The sequence below is a fragment of the Nonomuraea sp. CA-143628 genome (assembly GCF_050942315.1).
In the GTDB taxonomy this organism is placed as follows: domain Bacteria; phylum Actinomycetota; class Actinomycetes; order Streptosporangiales; family Streptosporangiaceae; genus Nonomuraea.
Genome location: NZ_CP192072.1, coordinates 2656845 through 2668593 on the forward strand (window position 1 = coordinate 2656845; position 11749 = coordinate 2668593).

General features: G+C 67.4%; 13 protein-coding genes and 1 pseudogene. 9 read left to right on the top strand and 5 right to left on the bottom strand.

Annotated elements, in window-relative coordinates; genetic code table 11:
• Nucleotides 1–159 precede the first annotated feature (159 nt).
• Together ACQP2T_RS12460 and ACQP2T_RS12465 are read left to right on the top strand one after the other, a co-directional pair.
• Entirely contained in the window at nt 160–1350 is a 1191-nt protein-coding gene (locus tag ACQP2T_RS12460; protein WP_433516295.1) for a mannonate dehydratase, read from the top strand.
• 51 nt (nt 1351–1401) lie between these two features.
• Nucleotides 1402–1608 (top strand): DUF4259 domain-containing protein, encoded by a 207-nt coding sequence (locus ACQP2T_RS12465; RefSeq protein WP_433519762.1) that lies wholly within the window; start codon nt 1402–1404, stop codon nt 1606–1608.
• Here ACQP2T_RS12465 and ACQP2T_RS12470 read toward each other — a convergent pair.
• Nucleotides 1589–2251, bottom strand: a complete 663-nt coding sequence (locus tag ACQP2T_RS12470) for a DUF4097 family beta strand repeat-containing protein (protein ID WP_433516296.1) — start codon at nt 2249–2251, stop codon at nt 1589–1591. The genes ACQP2T_RS12465 and ACQP2T_RS12470 overlap by 20 nt on opposite strands.
• 564 nt (nt 2252–2815) lie before the next feature.
• Here ACQP2T_RS12470 and ACQP2T_RS12475 point away from each other — a divergent pair.
• The gene (locus ACQP2T_RS12475) at nt 2816–3136 is read left to right on the top strand and encodes a type II toxin-antitoxin system RelE/ParE family toxin (RefSeq protein ID WP_433516297.1); all 321 of its coding nucleotides are present in this window, start codon (nt 2816–2818) and stop codon (nt 3134–3136) included.
• A 157-nt stretch (nt 3137–3293) separates the two neighbouring features.
• Nucleotides 3294–4304: an ImmA/IrrE family metallo-endopeptidase gene (locus ACQP2T_RS12480; protein WP_433516298.1), complete on the top strand. Its 1011-nt coding sequence runs from the start codon at nt 3294–3296 to the stop codon at nt 4302–4304.
• 193 nt (nt 4305–4497) lie between these two features.
• On the opposite strand, the gene ACQP2T_RS12485 is transcribed toward ACQP2T_RS12480, so the two are convergent.
• Both ACQP2T_RS12485 and ACQP2T_RS12490 read right to left on the bottom strand, forming a co-directional pair.
• The gene (locus tag ACQP2T_RS12485) at nt 4498–4962 is read right to left on the bottom strand and encodes a macro domain-containing protein (RefSeq protein WP_433516299.1); all 465 of its coding nucleotides are present in this window, start codon (nt 4960–4962) and stop codon (nt 4498–4500) included.
• A 331-nt stretch (nt 4963–5293) separates the two neighbouring features.
• Nucleotides 5294–6447: pseudogene (locus ACQP2T_RS12490) on the bottom strand (beta-1,3-glucanase family protein).
• 151 nt (nt 6448–6598) lie between these two features.
• Between ACQP2T_RS12490 and ACQP2T_RS12495 the strand changes: the two are divergent.
• The gene (locus ACQP2T_RS12495) at nt 6599–7321 is read left to right on the top strand and encodes a class I SAM-dependent methyltransferase (RefSeq protein WP_433516300.1); all 723 of its coding nucleotides are present in this window, start codon (nt 6599–6601) and stop codon (nt 7319–7321) included.
• Here the strand turns inward: ACQP2T_RS12495 and ACQP2T_RS12500 are convergent.
• Nucleotides 7318–7812: a tautomerase family protein gene (locus tag ACQP2T_RS12500; RefSeq protein WP_433516301.1), complete on the bottom strand. Its 495-nt coding sequence runs from the start codon at nt 7810–7812 to the stop codon at nt 7318–7320. The genes ACQP2T_RS12495 and ACQP2T_RS12500 overlap by 4 nt on opposite strands.
• The gene (locus tag ACQP2T_RS12505; RefSeq protein ID WP_433516302.1) at nt 7809–8411 is read right to left on the bottom strand and encodes a TetR/AcrR family transcriptional regulator; all 603 of its coding nucleotides are present in this window, start codon (nt 8409–8411) and stop codon (nt 7809–7811) included. The genes ACQP2T_RS12500 and ACQP2T_RS12505 overlap by 4 nt, the downstream gene beginning before the upstream one ends.
• Nucleotides 8412–8500: 89 nt before the next feature.
• Here ACQP2T_RS12505 and ACQP2T_RS12510 point away from each other — a divergent pair, with 89 nt between their 5' ends.
• Genes ACQP2T_RS12510 through ACQP2T_RS12525 form a run of 4 tightly spaced genes read left to right on the top strand, consistent with a single transcriptional unit; the run spans nt 8501 to nt 11748 of the window.
• Nucleotides 8501–9631: an alcohol dehydrogenase catalytic domain-containing protein gene (locus ACQP2T_RS12510; protein ID WP_433516303.1), complete on the top strand. Its 1131-nt coding sequence runs from the start codon at nt 8501–8503 to the stop codon at nt 9629–9631.
• A 26-nt stretch (nt 9632–9657) separates the two neighbouring features.
• Entirely contained in the window at nt 9658–10113 is a 456-nt protein-coding gene (locus ACQP2T_RS12515) for a MarR family winged helix-turn-helix transcriptional regulator (protein ID WP_433516304.1), read from the top strand.
• Nucleotides 10110–10937, top strand: coding sequence for an ABC transporter ATP-binding protein (locus tag ACQP2T_RS12520; protein ID WP_433516305.1), 828 nt, complete (start codon nt 10110–10112; stop codon nt 10935–10937). Before ACQP2T_RS12515 ends, ACQP2T_RS12520 begins: the two co-directional genes overlap by 4 nt.
• Nucleotides 10897–11748: an ABC transporter permease gene (locus ACQP2T_RS12525; protein WP_433516306.1), complete on the top strand. Its 852-nt coding sequence runs from the start codon at nt 10897–10899 to the stop codon at nt 11746–11748. Before ACQP2T_RS12520 ends, ACQP2T_RS12525 begins: the two co-directional genes overlap by 41 nt.
• The last annotated feature ends 1 nt before the right edge of the window (nt 11749 follow it).

The window sequence follows — 11749 nt, forward strand, 5'->3', positions numbered from 1 at the left end:
TGCGGCACCCGGTCGAAATCATCGCCCTCGACACGTGCCGGCTTCGGCAGGACGGCCCGAACCTGACGCACCATCCGCGTCGCATCCCAGAGGGTCGCTGCCTCACACCGGGGTTTCGTCATCACGCCTCGGTCCAAACCCCCAGAAGGGACACCCCCCATGGAATCGAGCAACGTGGATCGCAGATCACTGTTCCGCGCAGGCGCCGCGACGGCCGGGGTCAGCCTCGCATCGATGATGGGCGCGCCAGACCCTGCCGCGGCAGCATCCGCCGACGCCCAAGACCAGGGCAACACCGCCAAGCCCCGCATGGTGCTGGGCACCCAGAGGCGCTCGCCGTCTGAGGCCGCGCTCCAGGAGTTCAAGCGCCACGGCGTCGCCCGAGTGTGCGGCTACCCGGTGGACCCGCCCTACGACCAGAAGACCGGCGATCGCGGGTATTGGCTCGTGTCCGAAGTGGAGCAGGAGAAGGAGCGCATCGAGAGCCAGGGTCTGGTGATGGACATGGTCGCCCTGCCGTTCCTCGAATCATCATTGATCGACACCGACTTCCGTCCCGCGATCATGATGGGCAAGAGTCCTGAGCGGGACCGGGACATCGAGGACATTCAGCGGATGATCGAGGCCTGTGGCCGTGCCGGCGTCGGAACCATCAAATACAACATGAGCATCCTGGGTGTGATGACCACGGGTGAGGTGCCCGGCCGCGGGGGATCGAAGCTGCGCCAGTTCCGTGCGAGCGACCTCGACTACACCTTGCCGGACACCATCGCGGGCAAGGTCGATCCGGACACGTACTGGGAGCGCATCGACTACTTCCTCGAGCGGGTCGTCCCGGTGGCGGAGCAGTACAAGGTGCGTCTCGCCTGCCACCCCCAGGATCCGGGAACGCCGCCGGGCGGGTACCGCGGCGTGGTCGAGAACGTCCTCAGCGTCCCCGGCGGCAAGGGCCTGTTCACGTTCCTGGACCTGCGCCGCAATCGCTACCACGGCCTCAACCTCTGCTGCGGGACGCTGGCGGAGATGCTGTGGAACCCGAAGCGGGAGATCTACCCCATCGTCCAGAGGCTGGCCGCCACCAAGCGCGTGTTCAACATCCACCTGCGCAACATCAAGGGGCGGCGCAACGACTTCATCGAGACGTGGGGCGACGAGGGTGACATCGACCACGCGGAGATCATCAACATCCTGGCCGACGCGGGATACGACGGGGCGATCGACCCCGACCACGTACCTCCGAGTGACGCCGACCCATCGAAGTCGCAGGCATACGCGCAGGGGTACGGCTACATCCTCGGCATGATCGCGGCCGCCGAACACCGAGCAGCGCGACGGAACCCCCGAGAGTAGCCGTTCCGCGGCGTCGACCACCGCAAGATCGCTCAACGCAGCCCCTCGGCTCTGGTCCGCAAGGCGCTCAAAGCCGTTGCGGGCCGTACGAAATATCTGGACAGCGATGAGGCGTCAGAGGCCATCGCGGCAGCGGCCATTGTTGCGGTGCTCTCCAGAACGGCCCCGGTCCACTTGGATGGACCGGGGCCGTTCGTCGTGACCAGGCTTGGTCTGCCTCTCCTGTGGAGGCCGCGGGTCACAGGCTGCGGGCGGTGATGTCGCCGCTGGAGGTGGTGGCGTGGATGTCGAGCTCGGCGGTGCCGTCGTTCTTGAGGGTGTTGGCAATGCGGCCGTAGGCGGTGCCGGCGTCCAGGGAGGCCGAGACGCCGGCGGCGGCGCTGACGTCGATGTCGCCGGACTCGGTGCGGAGCACGATCTTGCCGCCGGTGGCCTCGGCGATCCGGATGTCGCCCCGTGCGGTGCTGATCTCCGCGGCGCCGCCCAGCCGGCCGACCTCGACGTCGCCGTCGGTCGCGGTGAGGCGCAGGCTCGCGGTCTCCTCCAGCTTGATCTGGTGGTAGGCGCCTTCGAAGGTGACGTCGCCGAGGCGGCCGACGGTCCGCAGTTCGGCGCTGCCCGACTTCGCCTCGACGCGGGAACCGATGGGCAGCTGGATCGTCACCTCGATGGCTCCGGTCGGGCCGAGGTACTGGTTCTTCGTCGCGGTCTCGATCCGCAGGACGCCGTCGGCGTATTCGACCGTGGTCTGCTCGGCGGCCTTGACGTCGCGGCCTTTGGAGGCGTTGGCGGGCTGGACCTCGACGGTGGTGTCGGCCCGGTCGGCCGCGATGAACTGAACGCGTCCGGCGGGGATGTCCAGGACGGCGGTGATCGGGGCGAGGGTGTCGAACTTCTGCATCGTGTGCTCCTGTTGAATCTCAGTTCAGCGTGGCCCAGTTCGTAAGCGCTGGGCCGTTCATGGGATTGAGCATCGCCGACCGTGCTGATACCGGGCCGTCGCCGTCCTGACGCCGCCGCTGACATAACGCGGAGAGCAGCCGGCCGGGCCCGGCCGGGGATCCAGCCCGGTCGGGCCTCTTGCGTTCAGGGCGAGGGCGGGTCGGCTGATTCCCGAGTTGACGCTGGCCGACATCGACTGCTTGGAGATCGAAGCCTTGGAGCCGCGGATGGGGCCCGTTTGTAGTCGTCGCTCTGGCCCAAGGGATTGCGGTGTGCGGCACCCTGAGGGGATCGGGGCCGGCTGGTCGGAGAGCGTTATGCCCGTCGGAAGGCGAGAGGCTCCTTGTTCCGGGTGTGAGCGTGGGCTGGCTGCCGATTACCCGCGGAATCTTTCGCCCTCTGCTTCCTGAAGTGTGTCCAAGCGGACACGTTGTGTATGCGATCTCGTTGAGCCCCGGCTAGGGTTACATCATCTTTACCTAGTAGGTAAATGTCCCAGGTGGGAGGCGCCGGTAGGTTGGAGGTGTACTACGAGGACCCCAAGTTCAAGAAGCGGTGTGAGTCCGACAAGGAGCGGCGCAGGCACTTTGGCCATGAACGAGCCAACGCATTGGCAAAGCGTCTGCAGCATCTCAAGGAGGCGGAGACGCTCGACGAGATGCGGCATCTCGGTGGTCGCTGCGAGGAATTGACCGGAGACCGGAAAGGTCAGTTGTCGGTCCGACTGGACGCCAACTACCGGCTCATCTTCGAACCAGAGGAGTGGATCGCAAGCGAACAAGGGTGTCTTGATTGGGCGGTAGTGACGGCAGTCGTGCTCATCGAGATCGTGGACTACCACTGAGATCGGTGAGAGCCATGCAACCGCAAGCGGTACAACAGCGTAAGAAGGGACAGTGATGGCCGGAGCCAGGACGAGACGCACGTTGTACGCGGCTGGGGACCTTGACTACGCGGTGCCGCCAGGGGAGACCCTGCGCGAGCTTCTCGAAGAGAGAGGCATGACGCAACGCGAGCTGGCTGATCGCGCTGGGCTTTCCCCTAAGCATGTCAACCAACTGATTCATGGCCTTGTTCGCCTGACTCCCGATGTCGCGGAATCTCTGGAGCGCGTTGTCGGAACTCCCGCACGGCTCTGGAACCGGCTCGAAGCGGACTACCAGTCCACGCGAACACGACTTCGATACACCAGAGACCTTGAGCAGTATGCGGGTTGGCTTAAAGAACTTCCGGTTTCCGAGCTGGTCAAGCGCAACGTTCTTCCGGAAGAACCGAAAGACGGGCCATCGCGAATTGACCAGCTCCTCGCCTTCTTCGCCGTCGCGACGGTTGATGTGTGGCGGGACATGTACGAGCGGCCGACGGCCTGTGCGTTCCGCAAGTCGAAGGTTCAAGATTCGAAGCTTGGGTCGTTGGCCACGTGGCTGCGGCTTGGCGAACTCGAGGCGCTACAGATCCGATGCGCTCCTTATGACGCCACCGAATTGAAAAGATCGCTCCCGGACCTGCGGGCTCTGACCACGATGTCGGCGCGCGAGTTCCGGCCCAAACTGCAGGAGATCTGCTCGCGCAGCGGCGTTGCGGTGGTCTTCGTAGAAGAGGTGAAGGGTGCCCGAGTCAGCGGAGTCACTCGCAAGATCGGTAGTAAGCGGGTAATCCAACTCAGCCTTCGCTACCGAACAGATGATCAGCTCTGGTTCAGCTTCTTCCATGAAGTTCATCACGTGCTCAACGCTGATGATGAGATGCGTATCGAGATCGCGGATAAGACTGATCACGAGGATCCTAGAGAGCTTGAGGCCGATCGATTCGCGGCGGATGCTCTGATACCGCCTCAGTATGCCCATCGCCTTGCCGATCTGACTTCGAAGACGCAGGTTCGCGCGTTCGCCGATGAAATGGGGATCGCTCCGGGGATTGTTGTGGGAAGACTGCAGCGTGAACATCCGCGAAGGTGGCCGTACAGGAACGGAAACGATCTCAAGCGAAGCTTGGATCTACTCGAGGTGTGAGGTTGGCACGCATGGCAACCGGAGCTCCCCTCGACCAGGGGTGCTCGCATTGTGTGGGATCCACACTGCCGAGGCGATGGGACGCGGTGCCGGTGGTGTAGGAGCCCAGCCTGCTCAGCGACCTGTCGCCCGTGGATCTTCATGGGGAGAGCGGTGCGGGGAGGAGGAACGGTGAGTTTGTCACGGTGGGTGCTCACTCCAGGTCGTAGACGGTCACCGGGATGCCTTTTGTAATGAGCCGGTGGGTGATGAGCGGTTCGACTCGGTCCCAGGTCCCGCCGGCCAGGCCGCAGCCGATCCGTGGCATATGCAGGCTCGCGCCAAGTTCGATGGCGTTGATGGCGACGGCTTCCAGGCTCCGGTCGACCGCGTCGTAGCGGATGGGCGGCCCTTCTTTGGTGTGCTGGATGCCGTGCTGGCCGATCATGTTCGCCACCCACAGGGACTCCTCGACCTGCACCAGCTGCACCTGGCCCAACTCGAATCCCGCACCTGAGCGGTGCCAGGCGCGGAACTCGGCCTCGGGTTCCGGCCAGCGGCGGGAGATGGCCAGGACGAATCCACGGCCCCAGCCGCCGACGTCATTGCAAATGTGGCAGATGATGCGCGGCTCGTTTCCGGCCGGGTGGGTCGCGTCGCCCATGAGATAGGTGATCACAGCCTGGACCTTAGGCAGGGAGGCCGACAATTCCTGTCGGACGTGCCTGGCGGGATCTTCAGCTACGGTCGCGTTGTTGCGGCATATGGCTGCCGCCCTCGACGCGGATGTGCGACTGACGTTCGGGCGCGATCTCGGTTCGGCGTGGTTCGAAACCCACGCAGCCCGAACGAAGCCATCGATGGAAGCGCCCCAGCCGGAGATGGGTGGATGGTCGGCTGGCCGGGATCCGCGTTCCGGGCAGCGCCGGCGGCGTCAGACCGGAAGTCCGTCAGACCGGAAGTCCGTCAGGCCGGAAGTCCGTCAGGCCGGAAGTCCGTCAGGCAGGAGGTCAGGCGGTCCCGTTGAACGGCGTGAGCCGGAGCCTCAGCGCTGTCGGTGCCGAATCCTGCACATAGGACGCGTAGTTCGCGACGTCGTCGAACGGGAACCCGTACGCCTTGTGGTCCCGGGTGTTCTCGTGCAGGACCCGCGCGTAATGGTTGCTGACCGACGTGAGATAGAACGTGCTCCGGTCGGTCGTCGGCTGGTCGGGGTGGTTGTGCAGGGTCGAGCGGTTGAACGCGGCGCCGAGGATCGCCGCGACCGGGCCGGAGGTGCCGCCGGCGTCCAGGGCGCCGTTGCAGTAGAAGATGTCGCGGGTGCTCGGCCGCGCGAATGTCCGGATGCCGTTGTTGAAGACGAGTTGGCCGCCGGACACCCGCCCGGTGTACGTGGTCCCGCCGACCGCCACCCGCAGGTTGGCCGACGCGTACGTGTTCCAGACCTGAGTGACGTAGGATCGAAGTACGTGGAAGAGAAGATGCCCGAGTCGATGCCGTGTCCCGGAGCGATCACCCGGAGGTTGTCGCCGACGATGAGGGGCCGGAAGGCGGGGTTGGCCGCGATGCCGGCGAAGATGGTGTCGCGGCCGTTGGGGACGAGGGTGCCGACGGTCTGGCTGGACTGCCCGTCGAGCCGGAGCTCCATCGGGATGCTGAACATGTCGACCATGGTGGTGTTGCAGAACATGCCGTCGCTCTTGAACGTGAACTCCATGAAGTCGTGCAGCACGCCGTAGCTGGGGTCCGAGCTCACCCAGCCGGCCGGGTGCTGTAACGCCGGGCGGCCGTTGCCGTCCGTGACCACCCTGAACTTCACCTTCTGGCCGATGGAGACGTAGATGCGGCCGGACATCCAGGGCAGGTTGAGGCGGGTGTCGCCGTTGGCGGCGAGCGGGATGGACAGGTCGGCGAAACCGTCGGGGCCGTTGAGTGACCCCGATACCGGCACCCTCGTGCCGTCCGCGCGGACGTAGACCTGCTGGCCGGTGGCCAGGTCGGTGCCGACGATGTAGAGGAAGATCGCGTTGTTGGCGTACCGGAAGGTGTGGTTGACGACCGTCAGGGGGAGCGTCGTGGCGGCCTCGGCTCGGGGGGCGAGGGCCAGCACCGGAGTGGCGGCGGCTACCGCCGCGCCGGCGAGTAGGGTTCGTCTTGTGATCATGGTTCGGGCTCCTCACGATCGTGCCGGGCTGCGGGGTCACCCTGCCGCCGCCCCAAAGCTAAGAGAGCGCTCTCTCGCAGCATTTGGTTAAGTTTCTTTTCTGTAAAGCGGGCTGTCAAGAGCCTGGGTGGCGGTCAGTGGAGGTGGGGTCGTGAATCTGCTCGACGACGACGCGCTCGAACGTTCCTCCGTCGTGGCCAACTGCTGGATGAACCGCGAACGCCGCCTGCCCGGCTACAACCGGGAGCTGGGCATCGACGTCGTCGACACACTGCGTGCCCGGCGGCGCCCGGGGCAGCCCGTGCGTTGGCTCGATCTGTGCTGCGGGACGGGGTACGCCCTCGGCCAGGCCGCCGACCTGCTCGGTGGCGAGGGTGGCGAGGGTGGCGAGGGTGGCGAGGGTGGCGAGGGCGGCCGGGGGGGCGAGGCTGAGATCGTCGCTGTGGATCTGGTCGACTTCTTCGCCCGCCCGCCATGCCCGCCGCGCCTGCGGCTGATCACCGCCTCCGTCACCACATGGCGGGCCGAGCATCCCTTCGACCTGATCACCTGCGTGCACGGGTTGCACTACATCGGTGACAAGCTCGGGCTACTCGCCAAGATCGGCACATGGCTCGCCGATGACGGACTGTTCATCGCGAACTTCGACGTTCGCGCCATCCGTCTGGAGGGCGGCGCGCCCGCGGGCCGCCGCCTCACCACCTCGCTGCGCTCGCAGGGCGTGACGTACGACGGCCGGGCCCGGCGGATCGGCTGGACGGGGCGGCGTCTCATCGACCTGCCGTACCGCTACCGGGGGTCTGACGATCAAGCCGGTCCCAACTACACCGGCCAGCCCGCGGTCAACTCGTACTACGAGTATTACGAATGCTAGGAAGCGGTGGCGATCGCGGCGCGGATGGCGTCGGCGCGTTCCTTGGGGAAGATCTTGTGTTCGGGGTCGGCGTCCAGGAACTGCAGCATGGACAGGACCTGGCCCGCTGATGCCCAGCTGCCTTCGTCGATGACGCGGAACGTGACCCACCAGGAGGGCGAGGGGGCCGGCATGCCGCAGGCGTCGGCGAGTGCGGCGAGGATGCCTTCGATGGCTTGGGCGCGGGTTTCGCGGGGCCAGGCGCCGTACATGACGGCTACGTCGACGACCATGACGTCAACAACTTCAAAGCTGTCACTGAGCAGGGCGCCGCCGATGGCGATCATGTCGGGATCGCGTCCGACGAAATGGACCTGGAAGCCGATGCGTGCCTCGGGTGCGGGCTGACCCACCTCGGGGACCAGGACGGCGTCGGTGAGGGTCTGGGCGAGCAGGCGGCGCTGTTCCAGCGTCAGCCTCCCTTTGGGGGTGTTCACGGTGATCACGGTCATGCTGCTGGTCCTTTCCTTCGTACAGGGTCGGTGGCGGTCTGGATGAGTTGCTCCAGCTGGACGGCGACGTGGTCGAGGGCGGTGATGTCGCGTTGGGCGCGGCACATCGCGACCGTGCCTTCGACAGCGGCGACGATCAAAGTGGCCATCTGTGCCGCTACCGCGAAGTCGGCGCCGTGCTCGCGTAGCGAGTCGGACAGCAGCTTCTCCCAGGCGGTGAACATCTCGGCGGCAGCGTCCAGGGCCTCGGGGGCCGCGTCGGCAGGTGGTTCCTCCACGGAGACGGCCAGCACCGGGCAGCCGGCCCGGAAGTCGCTGTCGAGCACGGTCTGCCGCCACAGGCCGAGGAAGGCGCGCAACCCGGCGACCGGTCCGGCGGCCAGTTCCCGGCGCAGTACGCCGGACACCAGGTCGCCGGCGAAGTGGACCGCTTCGGCGGCCAACTGCTGCTTGCCGCGCGGGAAGTAGTGGTAGGTCGAGCCCAGCGGGGCTCCGGAATGGGTGGCCAGGTCCCGTACTGTGCTGCCGGCCAGGCCGCGCCGCCGGATCAGGTCGGCGGCGCCGACGACGATCCGTGATCGCGGATCCGCCTGTGACATCGGGTACGCCCTCCTCGGAGTTGATTATGACGCTCGTTATAACCTACCGTGAGGTGCGACTATAACGGGCGTCATAACCTGGAGGACCAATGCGGGAACTCACGTTCGTGCGCAGCGGCCGTCTCGCCTGGCATGAACGCCCCGCGCCCCGCCTGACCGAACCGGGCGACGCCATCGTCCGGCCGTTCATCGCCGGACGCTGCGACGGTGACATCCTGCCGCTGCACCGGCCGGTGTCCCGGGTCATGCAGGCCGGTCTGATGCTGGGGCTGATCGACCCGGTCGTACGTGGCATCTGTGGCCCGGTACCGTTCCGTGGACCGTTCGCCATCGGCCACGAATGCGTCGCCGAAGTCCTCGAAACCGGTCCCGGCGTCACCAACGTGCGCCCCGGCCGGCGGGTGATCGTGCCGTGGTCGATCTCCTGCGGCATCTGCCCATCCTGTCTGCGGGGGCTCACCGCCAAATGCGACACCACCACTCGGCACGCCGGACGTACGCTGGCCGCCTTCGGGTTCGGCTCCGCCTGTGGCCCCTGGGGCGGGATGATCACCGATACCCTACGCATCCCCCACGCCGACCACATGCTCGTCCCGATTCCGCACGGTGTCCCCGCCCTGCGAGTGGCGGCCGCCGGCGACAACCTCGCCGACGCCTGGCGCGCCGTCATCCCGCCCCTCACCGCGCGAGGTGGTGGGCGCGTCCTGATCCTCGGTGGCGGGGCCAGAAGCATCGGCCTGTACGCCGCCGGCCTGGCCGCCGCCCACGGCGCCACAGTCGACTACCTCGATGAGAGCGCCACCCGGCGCCGGATCGCCGAAACCCTCGGCGCCCGCACCCCCCGCAACCTCGAAGGCCGCTACGACATCGCCGTCGAAGCCACCTCCCGTCCCGCCGGCATCCGCCGAGCCCTCCGCGCGCTGGCGCCCGGCGGAATCTGCACCGCCGTGGGCTACTACCTCGCCACCGGCACCCGCGTACCGCTCATGCACATGTACGCCACCGACGCCACCCTCCACCTCGGCGTCTCCCACCCCCGCGCCGTCCTGCCCGACCTGCTCGACTTCGTCGACCGCACCGGCTTCCCCGCCGAGACCGTCACCACCCTCACCGCCGACTGGGACGACGCGCCCAGCGCCTACCAGGCCAGGACCACCAAGGTCGTCCTGAGACGCGACCCCATCGCCCCGGAGCGCCCCGGGCTGGGGACTTCCCATTAGCTCGTGAGCAGAGCTAATCTTTTTGGATGAGCACAGCGGACCTTCCCGACGCCCTCGTCGGTGTCCTGACCGGTATCCAGCGGCTCATCCGGCGTCGGCTGCGCAAGGGGATGACCAGGCCGCTGCTGCGCGGCGCCCAGGTCGAGCTGCTGCGGCTGGTCGCGGCCAACCCCGGCATCGGCGTCTCGGCGGCGGCCAAGGAGCTCTTTCTGGCGGGGAACTCGGTGTCCACGCTGGTCAACCAGCTCACCGCCGCCGGGCTGCTGCGGCGCGAGATCGGCCACGACGACCGCCGCTCCGCCCGGCTGCTGCTCACCCCCGAGGCCGAGGCGCGGCTGCGGGCGTGGGAGGAGCGGCGGGCCGCGCTCGTTCGCGAGCGGGTGGAACGACTCAGCGAAGAAGACCGGGTCGCGCTGGCCGCCGCGCTTCCGGCGTTGCGCCGGCTGGCCGAGGGTCTGCAAGAGGAGGCGGAAATGATATGAGTGACGACACACCGGCCGTCGCCTGCACGGGCCTGCGTTACTCCTTCGGGCAGACCAGGGCCGTGGACGGCCTTGATCTGACGGTCGTCGCCGGTGAGGTGTTCGGTCTGCTCGGTCCCAACGGCGCGGGCAAGACCACCGCCATCCGCTGCGTGACCACGCTGCTGCCCATCCCGTCCGGGATGGTGCGGGTTTTCGGGCACGACGCGGCCACTGAGCAGATGGCGGTACGCCGCCTGCTCGGCTACGTGCCCCAGCAGCTGTCGGCGGACGCGAGCCTGACCGGGCGGGAGAACGTCTCCCTGTTCGCCCGCGTCTTCGACGTCCCCCGGCGGGAGCGGGCGGCCCGGGTCGAGCAGGCGCTGGAGGCCGTGGGGCTCGGCGACGCCGCCGACCGGATGGCCGCCACCTTCTCCGGCGGCATGGTACGCCGCCTCGAACTCGCCCAGGCGCTGGTCAGCGCGCCGCGCCTGCTCATGCTCGACGAGCCGACGATCGGGCTCGACCCCATCGCCCGCACCAGCGTGTGGGAGCACATCATGGCGGTACGCGCCGCCACCGGGATGACCGTCCTGGTCACCACGCACTACATGGACGAGGCCGACCAATACTGCGACCGGGTCGCGCTCATGCACCAGGGACGCGTACGGGCGCTCGGCACACCGGAGCAGCTCACCGACGATCTGCGTGCCCGCCTCGGCGACGGTTCGGCCCCGACGCTGGAGGACGTCTTCCGTGACGTCGCCGGCAGCGGCCTCGGCGACGGAGGAGGGGAGTTCCGCGATGTCCGACGTGCCCGCACCACTGCCACTCGACTCGGCTGACAGGAGCGGCTTCGACCTGCTGCTGGTTCCGCCGCGTGCCCGCACCGGGTGGCGGGTGCTGCCCGCCAGGGTCGCCGCGATGTGCGTGGTGGAGCTGCAGAAGCTGCGCCACGATCGCACCGAGCTTTACACCCGCGCGATCCAGCCCGCCCTGTGGTTGCTGATCTTCGGCGAGACCTTCACCCGGATCAAGGTGATCCCCACCGAGGGCATCCCATACCTGGACTATCTGGCGCCCGGGATCATCGCCCAGTCCACCATGTTCATCGCCATCTTCTACGGCATCCAGATCATCTGGGAACGCGACTCGGGCGTCCTGACCAAGCTCCTGGTCACGCCGACGCCGCGGGCCGCGCTGGTCACCGGCAAGGCGTTCGCCGCCGGGGTCAAGGCGATGATCCAGGCGGTCGTCGTGGTGCTCATCGCCGCGCTGCTGGGCGTGAGCATGACCTGGAACCCGGTACGCCTGGCCGGGGTCATCGTGGCCGTGGTGCTCGGCTCGGCGTTCTTCTCCTGCCTGTCGGTGACGATCGCCGGGATCGTGCTGACCCGCGACCGGCTGATGGGCATCGGGCAGGCCATCACCATGCCGCTGTTCTTCGCCTCCAACGCGCTCTACCCGACCACGGCCATGCCTGACTGGCTGCGGTACATCAGCGTGATCAACCCGCTCAGCTATCAGGTCGACGCGCTGCGCGGGCTGCTGCTCGGCATCCCCACGAACCTGCCGCTGGACTTCGCGGTGCTGCTCGCGGCCGCGGCGCTCGGCATCACGGCGGCCTCCTGCCTGCTGGGGCGACTGGCGCGGTAAC